This window comes from Psychrobacter sp. FME6 (genome assembly GCF_014861365.1).
In the GTDB taxonomy this organism is placed as follows: domain Bacteria; phylum Pseudomonadota; class Gammaproteobacteria; order Pseudomonadales; family Moraxellaceae; genus Psychrobacter.
Genome location: NZ_RRYW01000015.1, coordinates 32,366 through 47,925 on the forward strand (window position 1 = coordinate 32,366; position 15,560 = coordinate 47,925).

Annotated in this window: 12 protein-coding genes and 2 pseudogenes; 10 read left to right on the plus strand and 4 right to left on the minus strand. The window is 41.1% G+C overall.

Features of this window, described 5'->3' with window-relative positions; genetic code table 11:
- Positions 1-405: 405 nt before the first annotated feature.
- Positions 406-1,233 carry an IclR family transcriptional regulator gene (locus EI162_RS03780; RefSeq protein WP_192523097.1) on the minus strand — a complete coding sequence of 276 codons (828 nt, stop codon included), beginning with the start codon at positions 1,231-1,233 and terminating at the stop codon, positions 406-408.
- 175 nt (positions 1,234-1,408) lie between these two features.
- Here EI162_RS03780 and EI162_RS03785 point away from each other — a divergent pair, with 175 nt between their 5' ends.
- The gene (locus EI162_RS03785; RefSeq protein WP_192523098.1) at positions 1,409-2,593 is read left to right on the plus strand and encodes an acyl-CoA dehydrogenase; all 1,185 of its coding nucleotides are present in this window, start codon (positions 1,409-1,411) and stop codon (positions 2,591-2,593) included.
- Positions 2,594-2,854: 261 nt separating this feature from the next.
- The gene (locus tag EI162_RS03790; protein ID WP_192523109.1) at positions 2,855-4,045 is read left to right on the plus strand and encodes a CaiB/BaiF CoA transferase family protein; all 1,191 of its coding nucleotides are present in this window, start codon (positions 2,855-2,857) and stop codon (positions 4,043-4,045) included.
- Positions 4,046-4,107: 62 nt separating this feature from the next.
- Here EI162_RS03790 and EI162_RS03795 read toward each other — a convergent pair whose 3' ends face one another.
- The gene (locus EI162_RS03795) at positions 4,108-4,878 is read right to left on the minus strand and encodes an IclR family transcriptional regulator (RefSeq protein WP_192523099.1); all 771 of its coding nucleotides are present in this window, start codon (positions 4,876-4,878) and stop codon (positions 4,108-4,110) included.
- Between the two features lie 279 nt (positions 4,879-5,157).
- Between EI162_RS03795 and EI162_RS03800 the strand changes: the two genes are divergently transcribed.
- From EI162_RS03800 to EI162_RS14900, 5 genes and pseudogenes are all read left to right on the plus strand, one after another.
- A complete protein-coding gene (locus EI162_RS03800) occupies positions 5,158-6,648 on the plus strand; it encodes an NAD-dependent succinate-semialdehyde dehydrogenase (RefSeq protein WP_192523100.1) in 1,491 nt (496 codons plus the stop codon).
- Positions 6,649-6,838: 190 nt separating this feature from the next.
- Positions 6,839-8,098 (plus strand): 4-aminobutyrate--2-oxoglutarate transaminase, encoded by a 1,260-nt coding sequence (gabT, locus tag EI162_RS03805; protein ID WP_192523101.1) that lies wholly within the window; start codon positions 6,839-6,841, stop codon positions 8,096-8,098.
- 288 nt (positions 8,099-8,386) lie between these two features.
- A complete protein-coding gene (locus EI162_RS03810; protein ID WP_192523102.1) occupies positions 8,387-9,826 on the plus strand; it encodes an APC family permease in 1,440 nt (479 codons plus the stop codon).
- 331 nt (positions 9,827-10,157) lie between these two features.
- A pseudogene (locus EI162_RS14895) lies at positions 10,158-10,301 on the plus strand (transposase); the annotation flags it as partial.
- The gene (locus tag EI162_RS14900) at positions 10,290-10,445 is read left to right on the plus strand and encodes a zinc ribbon domain-containing protein (protein ID WP_192523103.1); all 156 of its coding nucleotides are present in this window, start codon (positions 10,290-10,292) and stop codon (positions 10,443-10,445) included. The pseudogene EI162_RS14895 and the gene EI162_RS14900, both read left to right, overlap by 12 nt.
- Before the next feature lie 522 nt (positions 10,446-10,967).
- On the opposite strand, the gene EI162_RS03825 is transcribed toward EI162_RS14900, so the two are convergent.
- Together EI162_RS03825 and EI162_RS03830 are read right to left on the minus strand one after the other, a co-directional pair.
- On the minus strand, positions 10,968-11,186 hold the full coding sequence (locus EI162_RS03825) for a hypothetical protein (protein ID WP_225735226.1): 219 nt from the start codon (positions 11,184-11,186) through the stop codon (positions 10,968-10,970).
- Positions 11,187-11,633: 447 nt separating this feature from the next.
- Positions 11,634-12,281: a hypothetical protein gene (locus tag EI162_RS03830; protein ID WP_192523104.1), complete on the minus strand. Its 648-nt coding sequence runs from the start codon at positions 12,279-12,281 to the stop codon at positions 11,634-11,636.
- Positions 12,282-12,472: 191 nt separating this feature from the next.
- Here EI162_RS03830 and EI162_RS03835 point away from each other — a divergent pair.
- From EI162_RS03835 to EI162_RS03845, 3 genes and pseudogenes are all read left to right on the plus strand, one after another.
- Positions 12,473-13,168: pseudogene (locus EI162_RS03835) on the plus strand (IS1 family transposase).
- A 133-nt stretch (positions 13,169-13,301) separates the two neighbouring features.
- The gene (locus EI162_RS03840; RefSeq protein WP_192523105.1) at positions 13,302-13,547 is read left to right on the plus strand and encodes an EexN family lipoprotein; all 246 of its coding nucleotides are present in this window, start codon (positions 13,302-13,304) and stop codon (positions 13,545-13,547) included.
- A gap of 471 nt (positions 13,548-14,018) precedes the next feature.
- A complete protein-coding gene (locus EI162_RS03845; RefSeq protein WP_192523106.1) occupies positions 14,019-15,227 on the plus strand; it encodes a hypothetical protein in 1,209 nt (402 codons plus the stop codon).
- Positions 15,228-15,560: the final 333 nt, after the last annotated feature.

Below are 15,560 nucleotides of genomic sequence, written 5' to 3' on the forward strand. Positions count from 1 at the left end.
TCTATATTTATTAAGTTACCTTTTTTGTAAGAGTATTGCCATTAATCAAATGGCTTTTTCTACCTTCTACTTAAATGAATTCAAATGTTATCTGACTCCTAACTTCCAGTTCAGATTGAGCTATGCTGAAGAAATTGTAGAGGTAAACCAAGCATCATAACAGGAGTTTACCAGGATCAAGAAAGTGATAACCTATAGTGGTGAGTTTAAAGCCAGAGCTATTAAAAAGATGGCGGACAATAACGGTAATGTTTCAAACTCTGCAAAGCAGCTATGCAATTAATAAGCTACGACTGCTGATTTAGTTTGCGCATGTCTAACCCATGAAGTAACCAGTGGAGTATAAGCAATAAGCTAATATTTTTATACGTATTATTAAACCACCCTCTTCGATGCTGAGACCTTCTAAGCACTGCGTCCGATCTTATCAGCAAGAACTTGCAGTTTAGCGACCATCGTCAGAGCATAATTGTCCGCATCCCAATTTGCTCGAGGCACACTGGCATTGAGCGAATATGCATATTGACCTGTTGCAACATCAAAGACACCAACGGCCACTGCCAATATATCAGTAGAGAACTCACCATCTGATACTGTATAGCCATACGCTTTATAATGCTCTGCTGCTTTAGAGAGAGCTGACTGCGCGTGGTTATAATCCTCTGTAGATAAATGCTCTTTTAAATTACTGTCAATGATAGCCTGTCTCGCTGGCGAGCTAGCCGCATAAAAAGCGCGTCCAATAGCGGTTCGGGCTACGGGCACTGCTGAACCAACTTGCAAATTGACAGATAGGCGAGCAGGGCTACGACAACAAGCATGATAGCGCATTTCTCCTTCGACCTCGGTCGCTAGATTCACCGATACTTCATTGCTACTGGCAAACTGTCGTAGCAACGGCTCAGCTGCCGCCACCATATCATGACGACTCCACGCAGTAGCACTTAATCGCACGGCACTACTACCCAATTGATACTGTCCGTACTCCGTAATGCGCAAAAATCCAAGCGTCATCAAGGTGTGAATCAGACGAGTGATGGTCGCTTTTGGCAGGGTAGTCATCTGGCATAGCTGCTGATGGCTCAGTTGATCATGATGCTCAAAGGCTGATAATAAAGTCAGTCCACGCCCCAATGCAGTCACGAATTGTCTGTCATTATTTTCTTTGCTTTGCTCAAGTATGGTATTCATTCGAGTCAGTAATGGTAGAGCTGCTGATATATTTTTTGTCATTTTATGCTCATTTTTTTTGATAAAGGTTTACAGCGACCTGAAACTTTGTTTTAATATATTTAAATTATGAAACTAAGTTTCGCACAGCGGAATTAGTAAGTCAATAACCTATTAAGTCAATTTACTCATTAATTACTACTCGTCGGTCAGGATGACTGATATCAAGGAGCAGCACATGGCAACATCTACGCGTCCAAGTTTTGACTGGGAAGATCCTTTTTTATTGCGCGATCAGCTTACTGACGAAGAGCGCATGGTAACGGACAGCGCCCGCCAGTTTTTTCAAAAAGAGCTGATGCCTGGCATCGTTGAAGCCAATCGTCATGAGAATTTTGACCGCAATATCATGCGTCAAATGGGTGAGATGGGCTTACTTGGTGTCACGATTGAAGGTTATGGCTGTGCCGGTTTATCTAGTGTTGCTTATGGTCTGATTGCCAAAGAAGTAGAGGCAGTTGATTCAGGCTACCGTTCAGCGATGAGTGTGCAATCTAGTTTGGTAATGCATCCTATTTGGGCATACGGTACCGAAGAGCAAAGAGAAAGGTATCTACCTAAGCTTGCCACTGGTGAATATATCGGTTGTTTTGGTTTGACCGAGCCAGATTCAGGTTCAGATCCTGCATCGATGTCGACTCGTGCACGTGCCGTTGATGGCGGTTATGAGCTGACAGGTAATAAAATGTGGATTACCAATAGTCCTATCGCTGATGTATTTGTCGTTTGGGCAAAAGATGATGCTGGTGAGATTCGCGGCTTTATTTTAGATAAAGAGATGAAAGGTTTATCAGCACCGAAGATTGAAGGTAAGTTCTCACTACGTGCTTCAGTGACGGGTGAAATTGTCATGGATAAAGTCTTTGTTCCTGAAGCCAATACTTTTCCAGATATTCGCGGTCTTAAAGGTCCATTTGGCTGCCTTAACAAAGCCCGTTACGGTATCGCTTGGGGTTCAATGGGCGCGGCTGAGTTCTGCTGGAAAGCGGCTCGCCAATATACGCTAGATCGTAAGCAGTTTGGTCGTCCGCTTGCCGCAACGCAGCTCGTTCAATTGAAGCTTGCCAATATGCAGACGGAGATTACTTTAGGATTGCAAGCCGCGCTGCGTGTCGGTCGTTTAATGGATGAAGACAATGCGGCCCCTGAGATGATTTCACTGATTAAGCGTAATAACTGTGGTAAAGCGCTGGATATCGCCCGTATTGCTCGTGATATGCATGGTGGTAACGGTATTTCTGATGAATTTCATATCATTCGTCATGTGATGAACTTAGAGGCCGTCAATACTTATGAAGGAACGCATGATATTCATGCGCTAATCTTAGGGCGTGCTCAAACAGATATTCAAGCTTTTTATTAATTCTCTAGGAAAAAATCGTTAATACGGTTTACCTGATGACGTACGTTACTGTTTGGCTTTTTACGAAGCACTTATCAGCAGTAGCGTACATTTTTTAGTTGCTATCCATTATTTACTTATCATTGTTTGTGGATAAAAGGTAAATGAGGCATAGCAATTTTAGGTTAAGCAAGTCCAGGATACGTTACACAATAAGGAATTATTATGACTGTTGATACAGTGAGCTCACCAACGGCTGAGTCTGATGCTAATAATAAAGCCATGTCACAGGGTGCATTGCACGGTATCAAGGTGCTCGATTTATCACGTGTATTAGCAGGACCTTCTTGTACGCAAGTACTCGCAGATCTTGGTGCCGAAGTTATCAAGATAGAGCGTCCTAGTGTGGGGGATGAAACCCGCCACTGGGCACCCCCAAAGTTCAGCGATGATACGTCCGCTTATTACGCCACCATTAACCGTAATAAAAAATCGCTTACCGTCGACATCAATACGCCAGCAGGCCAGACGATTATTAAACAGCTTATTGCTGATAGCGATATCGTCGTTGAAAACCTTAAAGTTGGCGGTCTGAAAAAATACGGTTTAGATTACGATAGTCTAAAACAAGACAATCCGCGCCTGATTTATGCCTCATTGACAGGTTTTGGTCAAACAGGCCCCGATGCTAAGCGCCCCGGTTATGATTATATTATCCAAGGGCTATCAGGATTGATGAGTATCACGGGTCCTCGTGATGGCGAACCGCATAAGGTCGGCGTGGCTGTCGTGGATTTGTTTGCAGGCTTACAGCTGACCATTGGTATTCAAGCAGCATTATTAGCGCGTCAAAATACTGGGCTCGGGCAATATGTCGATGTGGCATTACTAGACAGTGCGCTAGCAATGCTAGCCAACGTTGGGATGAATCATTTGGCCTCAAATGATGTGCCGCCAAGACTGGGTAATCAACATCCCAATATTGTACCCTATCAAGTATTTTCAGGGCAGGGTGAAGCGCATTTTATTTTAGCCTGCGGTAATGACAGTCAGTTTGCCAAACTTTGTGATGTACTGGCTGTTGACTGGCATACCGATAGCCGCTTTACGACCAATCCACAACGCGTTATTAATCGCCAGCTGTTGTGCAGTGAGCTTGCTAAAAAATTCTCTGAGAAACCTCGCTCTTATTGGTTAGAGGTTTTGGATGCGGCCGGTATTCCGAGCGGGGCGATTCATAATGTCGCTGAGGCACTGGCGATGCCGCAGGCTCAAGCACGTGAAATGATTGTTGATTTCGCTGCACAAGGTAGCCCAGTCCGAGCACTTGGCAATCCAATTAAGCTATCAGCATCGCCGGTTACTTATCGTACGCCGCCGCCACAATTGAGCGAGCACACGGATAGCACGCTTGCTGATTTGGGTTATGACAGCGACATGATAGCTAAGCTCAAAGCAGATGGGATTGTTTAGCTTGTTTATACCTTTTAGCACCGAATCATGAAGATTAGTAAGTAACTTAGTAAATAACAAAGCTATGCTGAATGTTCAGTAGTAAAACCGAGGCGCTGCTCAATCTGTTCGGCGAGTTCGATTAATACGGTACTGACCTCAGCGCGTTTAGATTCATACTCTGCTTGTAGAAAGCTGATTGCCATACCTGCAATGGCATTGCCTGACGCATTACGGATATAAGTACCTAAGCAGTACATACCATCGCGCAGTTGCCCATCATCTAATGAGATGCGGCTACTGTGAATGGCATTTAGCTCGTCAGCTAAATCGATAAAGTTACTGACCCCATTGGGAGTAAGTGGTTTAGGGAAGTTGTCATTATATAAAGATTTTATGGTGTGAATGGGTAGAGTTGAGAGCATGGCTTTACCAGTTGCTGAAAAGACCGCCGGTACACGTACACCAGCACGGAAAGTAAAGCCAAGTGGTGCAGGGGCTTCATGACACGCTAAAAATACGACCTCGCCTAAATCTAACTTAGATAGAGTGACGGTATGTTGTAGCAAGATAGGGTATTGCACGATAAGGTCTTTAAATAGTTGAATAACACCCTGCTGCTGCTCATATTTTCCTGCCCAATATAGTAGGTATGAACCTAAATAAAAACGGTTATCACTATCTTTATAGATGACATGTTTTACCAATAAGCTCTGTAATATATTATGCGTCGAGCTTCGAGGCAGACTTAACTCCTTGGCTATATAAGCAGCCGTCAATGGCTGCTGACTTGCCGTAATTAAATCTAAAATTTGAAAGGTTTTGTCTAATGCAGGAACGGCAGTTGTGCTCATAAGTTACCTATGAAAATGTAAGAGATACAAGTTTTCCGAATAACACTCAAAAAAACAGTTGCAAAAAGTGTGGCATCATTCCTATAATGGTGTCTCGTATATAGAACCTGTGTTCAGTATACTGAACAATATATAAGTTATCAATAGATATGAATGACTGAATATTTCAGTTTTAACGATTATTTTAAACGCTATTTATTATTTTCTATTTTAACGAAATTTGCTAAATAGCTTCATTAATAATCAACCCTAAAAGAACGATAAACATGGAGTGTTACGATGCAAAATACGACACAAAATACTAAGCAAAAAAACCCGTTAAACCTCTCAAACCCTGCCTTAATCAAAGAGCAGTGCTTTATTAATGACGGCTGGTACGCTGCCAACGACAATTGCACTATTGAGGTGAGCAACCCATTCACAGGTGATGTGATTGGCTCTGTACCAAGTCTGACCAAAGATGATGTCAATGAAGCGGTCGCTTACTCTTATGATGCTCAAACCGCTTGGGCAGCAAAAACATCGCAAGAACGTAGCGTTCTGCTGCAAAAGTGGGCGGATCTTATTGATGATAATAAAGAAGATTTAGCCATTATTATGACTGCCGAGCAGGGCAAGCCTTTGGTCGAGTCACGTGGTGAGATTGGCTACGCCAATAGTTTTATCCGCTGGTTTGCAGAAGAAAGTAAGCGCGTCTACGGCGATGTCATCCCTGCTACCAACTCGCAATTGCGTTATGTCATTTTAAAACAACCTGTTGGTGTCTGTGCAGCCATTACTCCATGGAACTTTCCAGCAGCAATGATTACTCGTAAAGCGGCACCTGCATTGGCAGCTGGCTGTACGATTATCATTAAACCTGCCTCTGAAACACCGTTTTCTGCTCTAGCATTGGGCGTACTAGCAGAGCATGCGGGTATCCCAGCAGGCGTCATTCAAGTAGTCACTGGTAAATCCTCAGTGATTGGCGATATCTTAACGGGTGATTCTCGTATCCAAAAACTATCATTTACTGGCTCAACTGAAGTTGGTCGTACTTTGATGGCGCAATGTGCCCCAACGATTAAAAAGCTGTCTTTAGAGCTTGGTGGTAACGCCCCTTTTATCGTATTTGATGATGCTGATCTCGAAAAAGCCGCTGATGGCTTAATCGCCTCCAAATATCGTAACGCTGGCCAAACCTGCGTTTGTGCCAACCGCGTCTATATTCAAGACAGTATCAAAGATAAATTCTTAGGTATTTTTGTCAAAAAAGTCGAAGAGCTTAAAGTTGGTGATGGTATGGATGAGAGCGTCGATATTGGACCGCTCATCAATCAAGATGGATTAGAAAAGGTACAGGCATTATTAAAAGATGCGCTTGATAAAGGCGCAAAAATCATCACAGGTGGTGATATGAATGACGCCTCCGCGCTGAGCTTTAATCCAACCGTTATTACTAATCTAAATGACGATATGGATATTGCTAGCGAAGAGATATTTGGTCCTATCGCCACCATATTTACCTTCTCCAGTGAAGAGGAGGTCATTCGTGATGCCAATGACACCATTTATGGTCTTGCCGCTTATTTCTATAGTGGGGATTTTGCACGCGCTTGGCGAGTAACAGAAGGACTTGAGTACGGTATGGTTGGTCACAATACGGGTCTGATTTCTACTGAAGTTGCACCGTTTGGTGGCGTTAAACAATCAGGTTTTGGTCGTGAAGGTTCAAAGTATGGCATCGAAGAATATGTCGTGACCAAGTATTGGTGTTCTGATGTTAGTTAACTTTATGGTTGAGACTTATTTACCTCAATGTCAATAATTTAAGTGCTTGGTATCTATTCCAGGTAGGTGCCAACTATATATAGCATTTAGCTACATTTAGTATTTATCTTATAACCGCCACTGACTAACGCAATATTGGTATTTGCTTAACATTGGCACTTACGTAAAAAAGAAAGAAAAGGATATTCTTATGACTACTAATCAATCATTGCTCGAGCGCCGTAAAGCGGTTCTACCAACTGGACTTGGGGTTGCTTTTCCTATCTTTGCAGAAAAAGCAAAAAACTCCGAAGTCTGGGATATTGAAGGCAATCGTTATATCGATTTTGTCGGTGGTATCTCAGTCCTAAATACTGGTCACAGCCATCCTAAAATTACTCAACGTGTGCACGAGCAGCTTGATAAATTTACGCATACTGCCGCGCAAATGATCAACTATGAATGCTATGTTGAGCTTGCCGAAAAGCTCTGTGAAAAATCACCTATTAGCGGTAAGAAAAAAGCGTTCTTTTTGACCACTGGTGCAGAAGCAGTTGAAAACTGTATCAAAATTGCACGTGCTAAAACCGGTCGCCCAGGTGTCATCTCGTTTGTTGGCGGCTGGCATGGCCGTACCTTAATGTGCATGAGCTTGACCGGTAAAGTGTTGCCTTACAAAAAGAACTTTGGTCCGATGCCAGGTCCTGTCTTTCATGCGTTATTCCCTGCTGAAGAATTAAACGTTACCGAGGCACAAGCTTTGCATAGCCTTGAAATGATTTTTCAAGCAGATATCGATCCAAGTGAAGTGGCAGCGATGATAATTGAGCCAGTTCAAGGCGAAGGTGGCTTCCATCAAGTAACTCCATCCTTTGCTAAAGCTTTGCGTGGTATCTGCGATGAGCATGGCATCGTGCTGATTTTTGATGAAGTACAGTGTGGTTTTGCGCGTACGGGTACTTTGTTTGCCAGTGAGCAGTTAGGTGTTGAGCCTGATTTAATGACTAGCGCAAAAAGCTTGGCTGGCGGTTATCCTATATCTGCTGTTATCGGTCGTGCTGATATTATGGATGCGCCGCAAGTTGGCGGCTTGGGTGGTACGTACTCTGGTAACCCATTGTCTTGTGTGGCTGCATTGGCAGTGATGGAAGTGATTGAGGAAGAAAACCTAATAGAGCGCAGTGTTGAGATTGGCGACAAGATTGCGTCTTTTCTAAAGGATTTAAATCTAAATAGTATCGGTCATATTCGCCATAAAGGTGCAATGCTTGCGTTTGAGCTAATCGATAGTAATGGTCAGCCAGACACGGAGATGACTGCTAATCTAAAGGTAAAGGCTTTTGAGCAAGGCTTGCTGCTAGCGTCTTGCGGTATGTATGGTAATGCCATTCGTGTGATGGTGCCATTAACGGTAGAAGATGAAGTGCTGCAAGAAGGTCTTGATATCATCAAAGGCATATTAGTAGCCTAAATATTTTGTCAGCCTATTGATTGCACTGGATAGATTAAACGTTAATGGTAGCAGCATACAGGTCGCCTTCAGAGTGTTTACTCTGGCCATGCTTTACAACGGCGCCTTGCAAGTCAAGACGCCGTTGCTGTCTCTGCTAGGCAAATCTTATAAATACAGTTAAACCTATCGTCTGATGGGTATGGAAAGATAAAGACAAAGGGCAAGACCCTACTAAATAAAGAATAATTAGTATCAGTGTAATTGAAAAAGGACTGACACGGATGACACACGGACAAGGAGCAAATTATGTCTGAGCTAAAAAAATCGCTAGGTATGTTTGATATTATTGCCTTAGCATTCGGCGCTATGGTCGGTTGGGGGTGGGTGGTTCTGGCAGGTGATTGGATCATTGCTGCAGGAACATGGGGTTCCATGTTAGCGTTCATGATTGGTGGTTTGGCTGTCATTATGATTGGCGTTAACTATGCTGAGCTGGCCTCATCTATGCCAGTGACGGGTGGTGAGCATACCTATACACATCGAGCACTAGGAGTCACAGTCTCTTTTATTTGTTCATGGAGTATTTTGTTTGGTTACTTCTCCGTCGTTGCTTTTGAAGCTGTGGCATTGCCTACCGTGGTTGAGTATTTTATTCCTAATTATAACCAAGGTTATCTGTGGACGATTGCTGGATGGGATGTTTACGCCACTTGGGTCGGGGTGGGTATGCTTGGCTCAGTGATTGTGACTTGGCTCAATATTCGCGGGATGGAAGTCAGTGCTTGGTTCCAAAAAACAGCGGTACTGGGTATTTTATTCGTCGGTACGTTATTATTCATTGGGGCGGTGCTCTATAGTTCTGAGACTTCAACAGCAGTTCAAGCGCCAGCATTTATCGGTGGTATTGGTGGCATGATGACGGTGATTGTCATGGTACCTTTTATGTTTGTCGGCTTTGACGTTATTCCTCAAGCCGCAGAAGAGATTGACCTTACCCGTCCTAATATTGGTAAGTTTTTGATTGTCTCTATTATTATTGCTGTCATGTGGTATGTCGGTGTGGCGTGGAGTGTCGGTCGCACATTACCGCTGATACAAGCGCAAGGCTCTACCTTAGCCACTGCAGATGCCATGACAAATGCGTGGCAAGGTAAATGGGCTGGTATTTTACTGGTCATTGGCGGTGTGCTTGGTATTTTATCTAGTTGGAATGCGTTTTTAATTGGTGGTAGTCGTCTACTATATGCAATGTCAAAAGCTCATATGCTACCAGCATTTTTGGGTAAATTGCATCCGAAATACAAGACACCAAAGAATGCTATTTTATTAATTGGTGGTCTTGCTACTCTAGCACCATTATTTGGGCGTAAAATGCTGGTATGGATTGTTGATGCTGGTGGTTTTGGGATTGTCATTGCTTATACGTGTGTTGCGATCTCTTTCTTAGTCCTGCGCTACCGTGAGCCGGATATGGTACGTCCATTTAAAGTACCAGCTGGCAAGCTAGTAGGTATGTTTACCATTGTACTAGGCTTTGGTTTGCTCATATTATACATGCCAGGTATGCCTTCAGCGCTTAGTGCCATTGAGTGGTGGATATTCTTTGGTTGGACAGCACTTGGGATTGGCTTATATAGCTATGCCATCATCAAATATCCTGGTATCAGTGAATCTATCATGGCGGAAGAGTTACGAGAGTTAAAAATCGTGAATCAACTATGGTTAAAAGACAACCCACCTAAATAGATAACAGACTTTACTTAGTTAATAAGAAAGCCTAACGTTGAACGCTAGGCTTTTTTTATATAGTCAGTGAAAAGCAATGTCGTCACGTTTTTAACAGTATCGCGCACTCATCCCCCTACCTCTAAGGTAGGGGGATGAGTGCGTATTTGAGTTTTAGAGTATATGTAGTGGCTCAAACATTGGGATTGCTTCAGGATTAACTGACTTTATCGTCTTATCGGACGGTAGCAAAGTGGCTAATCCTAAGTTTCTCACAAAGTTGGCCCGTGCATAGAAAATACTGGATAAAAGTAGATAATTTTCTAAAGCAGATCAGTGCAAATTAAACGACTGCCGCTACTATCAAAAGCAAAAAAACAAAGTCGCCAAGATTTACGAGAAAATAACGAATAGTCGCAAAGACTTTCTACACAAACTCTCATTCAATATCATCAAAAACCACGATGTTATTGCCATAGAGGACTTGAATGTCAAAGCCATATCAGACAGCTCATGGTCAACGTTTACCACCATGCTGAGCTATAAAAGTAATTGGTATGGTAAAGAGCTTGTTAAAATAGGCCGATGGTATCTGTTCTCTAAGACCTGCTCAAACCCTGATATTAAGAGCGTCACCTAAGAAAACCAGTAAATGAGTAGAGGTGGCTCACGCTATACTATGTATAGTTCTATAAGGATTTTCCATTGTTCATAAGGTTTGTTCGTTATATAGATACTTTTAGTATACTGGTAATTTTGCTCCCTCATTAACAGACTTATTCGCACCTAACAAATTATGAGCTGCCCTATAAAGTAAGTTTTTATGGTATTATAGTCATTGAAAAACTACGTCTCTGAATGGAAATTGCTGACTAATACTAAGCTTAGTTCTCAGCTCCTGCGACACAGTCACATTACTATCGCTGATATCAATTATAGAGTAGGCGGCCTCAGTCATGTGCGGTTCAATAAGCCCTGTGGTTTCGGTGTCGAGTATGTATGTGCTCATAATTGGTCTTGGTCGTTTTGACTTGATATAGATAGTTCCATTATATCTCTAATGGTCTATTAACCATAGAAAAACCAGACTATTTTAAATGTCTAGCTTTTCTATAGTTAATATTTTTTGCATATCAACTTTATTTAACTGCTGAAAAGTTAGTTATGGTGTACCAGCATGACCAACTTTAACCTGTGTAGAGAGCATACGACCTTTAGTCTCAGCGGTACGTAATGCTTCATCCCAATCAGGTGCTGCACACATAAACAAGGTCTTACCATCTTGTCCGCCAAGAGCCACTGCAAAAATACCATCAGGTGCAGTATCAACGACTTCTACAATTTCCCCGCCCTCTTTAATACGAACAGCTCGCTGGTTCAAATCCCGATATTAACAGCGTCACCTAAGTAAACTATCAAATGAGTAGAAGTTGCTAACCCTATGCTATGTATGGCTTTATAAAACTTTACATTGTTTATAAGGTTTATTTGTTATATAGATTCGGGTGGTGTATCAAAAAGTATGCTGATTAAAATTTAAACAATTCTTGAAGCTTTTAAAGCGCTGTAGGATTATAGAACGTAGCATAGATTTCTTATTGACCTTTATCGTCAGCATACTTTTTAGAACACCACTACCTCTGCGTATAACTGAGAAAAATATGAAGCATATTACCTATATTCATGAATATCCAGAGTTGAGCTTCAAAGCAAGTTAAGCAACCAGACACGCAGCCACAAAAAAGCCCCACTATAAAGATATAGTAGGGCGTTTATTCATCATTTGCCGTGATAAAACATGCCAGCATAGGCCGGTCAGCAGGGTAACTTAACCACCAATATCTCTCATGCGAAGCTCAGACTCGACACCGTTTGGGACATGGCATAAATCCCTGTAAGGCGCGAATTTATCAGCAAAATCAGACCTCAACGCTTCACTTTGCGCTTTATATTCAGGCTCTCCGACGGGCAACTCACCAGCCCTTGCATAGAACTGGTCATATAAATCAACACAGGTTTTAATCGTAGCAGTGATTTCATCTGCCTTGGCCTTATCAAGCCTAGTAAAGCTCGTAGTAGAGCTACCGCTTTGCCCGTTTAGAGTTTGGCCATCGTCTGACAGGCTTAGCTCCATTGTGTCACCTCTTTCACTTTCCGCTAATAACTTGCTGTCACTAGGTTTTAACATCACTTGTGTATTTTCACTAAAGTCATTAATGGAAAGATCGAAGTTAACGTCAGGATTTATCATGTAATTATCACCGTCTTTATATATCTCAGAAACCTTAGTGTGACGAATTCTAGAGGCAGCATTGCTATGCCAGTAACCAATATAGTCAGAATAGGTGTCTCCTGAATTTACTTGGCTTACTTGCTCTTCGCTTGTGCTCTCATTGCCTGAAGAGCTTGTGTTCTCGTCGTTTGAAGAACATGCTGTTAACATGCTGACAAGAAGGACTGATAGCAATAGACGCATAAGTTTTAACTCCGTTAAACTCTATATCTTGTATTAAATAATTGTTTTGGTGGTTTGAGATTATGATTATCATAACATAGCAAATACTCAGAACAGAAACTTTTATATTAAAATGAGGTGGTGTATCAAAAAGTATGCTGAGGAAATAAAAGAAGGAGTGACAGCCAAAGCAAGATGATATATTTGAGGTTATGAAGACACAAATACAGATCAATTGCCCCAACTGTCCCAGTCTTTCGATCAATGGTATAAAAAGCTATGGTAAGCAGAACTACCAATGTAAGGACTGCAAACGACAATTCATTGGTGACCATGCCTTACCCTATCATGGCTGTTATTCTAAAATAGAAGGCAGCATACGGCTAATGACGGTTAGAGGTCGTGGTGTTAGAGATATTGCTGTTATAGCCTCAGTTAGTACTGGTAAAGTGCTCAGCACTATAGGCTCATCCATTTATAAGATTGCGCCTAAAAAGTACTACTATTAACGCTTAGAGGTTGATGAGTTCTGGACTTATGTGTATCGAAAGAAGCGTAAAGTCTGGCTTATTTAGGCTTATGACCGCGCTACAAACGAGATAGTTGCTTATGTTTGGGGCAAACGTGACTTGCGTACAGCCAGAAAGCTACGTTCCCACCTGGGACCGCTTAAAGTGAGCTATAGCTCTATTAGTATGGACAATTGGAACAGCTTCATAACTGACTTTAAATCAGATCATAAATGAATTGGAAAACAATATACTGTAGGTATAGAAGGCAATAATTGCCGCCTTAGATATCGATTACGTCGAGCCGTTCGAAAGACTTGTTGCTTCTCTAAAAAGCTCGACAATCACTCAACAGTGTTTGATTTGGTATTTTTTTATATCAATTATGGATACGTCTGATGTCAGCATATTTTTTAGAACACCACCAAAAAATGGACTTATCTCCTAAAACATAAAATTAGTTGATATAATCCTGAAGTAATTGCTACTATCATCTATTTTGAATAGATATCCCGATAAACAGGACGTTAATATGAAAAACTTAAACCTTATAGGTATTGCTGTTATTTCAGTATTATCCTTGGCTGCTTGTGGTGAAGAGGGAAAGAAAGTTCTAAGCACTCAGCATTACATTGACAATCCAAGTGAAATCAAAAAAATAAAGGATAAATGCAAAGCAGAACGCGATAAAGGGTATACAGTTGAGGGCGCGCTTAAGGAAAACTGCAGGAATGCTGGTAAAGCACGAAATAAATTGGTTGGAGCCGCATTAGGTTAAACAGACGTACCAATCATCTCTATAGCTAGAAAATAAATAACGTGTGACAATCATAGTTTTTTGAGCCTTTCATAAAAAGCGTGTAACTGCTTATAATCCACTAACAGGAGAATAAGCAAACCCCAATATTACTCCTGATTATTTCGTAAAACGTTAAGATACTGTTAAGTAGCATGAGAAGGCGCTTGGTAGCGCTTTATTCTGCTAGGTTATGTTAAGTACATCATTCTTCGTTATATTAAAGCTGATAAAAACGTACCAAAAAAATACTGGTATTGTCACCTAGGCAAAGTATCGGATAGAAAAGATTTAGCGTTAAACGGTCGCTTTGACAGTAAAGGCACTTATCAAGAAATTGCCAAATAACCACAGTCAGACTTTAAACGCTTAAATCAGTTCATTCAGTTTCTGCTTTATATTAAAATAAGAGTTTAAAATAGCGATAGTATTTCAAATAAAGAGATGGTGGCTATGCCAAATGAAAATATCAATTCATATGAGACTAAAGCTGAAGAGCAAAGGTATATTACTAGTATGCTACCGTCTCAGCTATTAATAAAAGGCATACCGGAAGGCAAGGGCTTAGCAAGTCAACTCACTAAAAAACTTTCTAAGATACATAGAAAACGACAAGCTCAATTAGCGAGTATATTTGATGATTTAGCCACTACACAGCAAAAAGGTAGTATTACTAAGGAAGATATAAAACTTGTAGAGGATGAGTCGCTCAGTCACCCTTATGAGTCTTTATTGCGTTCTTTTGGCGCTGAGACAGCTCATGTTCTACTTGAGCATACTAAGGTTATAGACTCATGTCTAAACCAAGAGCTTAGTGATCAACTAATTGTAAAATTCAAAACCTATTTGTCCAATACGTTCAACTATGAGGATGACACTCTCAACGCTGACATGCCAGCAAGCGAGTTCTATCTACATGTAGCTTTGAGTTTCGTTGCTCATCTTGATGCCTGTATTCACCATGCGGCCTATTCAAAGGCTATTGCACCTATTAGTTTAGGCTGGCTGTTTATGCAAAAATTAAATCCAGATAAATGGCATTATGACTCAACTAGTAAAAAGCATAGTTTAATCAATAAAAACGGCAGTCCGTTTACTTGTACCTCGCGCTCTTTTATTCATTTATTACTAACTGTCTTCTATTTTCAGAAGCACAAGACAATGCCTACAAGTTTGTATGGTATTCGGGACAAAATTGATTGGAAGGTAGAAGATGAAGAAGGCAGGCTAGATGAGTTCATTTATAAAAAAAGCGAGCGAGACAGTAAGAGAAACTGGCTTAGTCTTGAAGACGTCTTTTGGCTAGTCGGTATGGAAAATTCTGCAAGGGACGAGCCTAATAAAGTGCTGATAAATTGGCAACAATCATTTGTTAAGTATATAAAGACTGAAGATATAAGCGACCTAAAAGGGCTACCGCCTAGTGCTGAAGCTATCATCTGGTTCATCTATGCTTTTTTTCAGAACATCTATGAGCAAACAGCTAAGCAGAATAAAATGAATAAAGAACAAAGCTGCGTTATCTATGATGATTATTATGACTTATGGGAGTCTATGACTGTCTATTATGAGTCTAAGATAAGTGAAGGCATAAAAGCTGAACGTATCAAGTGGCCAGAGTATCTAGAAAATCAAGCCACACGTGCTGAGCGCATGGCCTGAGATAAATCTTTTGGTGGTGTGTCAAAAAGTATGCTGATTAAAATTTGAACAATTTTGAAGCCTTGAAAAGCCCTATAGAATCAGAGAACTTAGCATAGATTTCTTATTGACTTTTATCGCCAGCATACTTTTTAGAACACCACCAATCTTTTAACTAAATTATGCTAAGGTTTAGAGTTGTTACTTCTTTTTTTTACCAGACACTTGACCTTCTTTCATACTAGGTTTATTTTCTGGGTATTGAGGGCGTGGCTTACTGTTATTATTTTTAGACATGATATAGTCAGTTCAAAATAAAACTGTTATGGCCAGGACAAATATCATAAAATAATT

Coding starts and splice junctions, on each gene's coding strand:
- EI162_RS03780 (WP_192523097.1), bottom strand. CDS start 1,233: ATGACAAAAAATATATCAGCAGCTCTACCATTACTGACTCGAATGAAT.
- EI162_RS03800 (WP_192523100.1), top strand. CDS start 5,158: ATGCAAAATACGACACAAAATACTAAGCAAAAAAACCCGTTAAACCTC.
- EI162_RS03785 (WP_192523098.1), top strand. CDS start 1,409: ATGGCAACATCTACGCGTCCAAGTTTTGACTGGGAAGATCCTTTTTTA.
- EI162_RS03795 (WP_192523099.1), bottom strand. CDS start 4,878: ATGAGCACAACTGCCGTTCCTGCATTAGACAAAACCTTTCAAATTTTA.
- gabT (WP_192523101.1), top strand. CDS start 6,839: ATGACTACTAATCAATCATTGCTCGAGCGCCGTAAAGCGGTTCTACCA.
- EI162_RS03840 (WP_192523105.1), top strand. CDS start 13,302: ATGAAAAACTTAAACCTTATAGGTATTGCTGTTATTTCAGTATTATCC.
- EI162_RS03790 (WP_192523109.1), top strand. CDS start 2,855: ATGTCACAGGGTGCATTGCACGGTATCAAGGTGCTCGATTTATCACGT.
- EI162_RS03845 (WP_192523106.1), top strand. CDS start 14,019: ATGCCAAATGAAAATATCAATTCATATGAGACTAAAGCTGAAGAGCAA.
- EI162_RS03810 (WP_192523102.1), top strand. CDS start 8,387: ATGTCTGAGCTAAAAAAATCGCTAGGTATGTTTGATATTATTGCCTTA.
- EI162_RS03830 (WP_192523104.1), bottom strand. CDS start 12,281: ATGCGTCTATTGCTATCAGTCCTTCTTGTCAGCATGTTAACAGCATGT.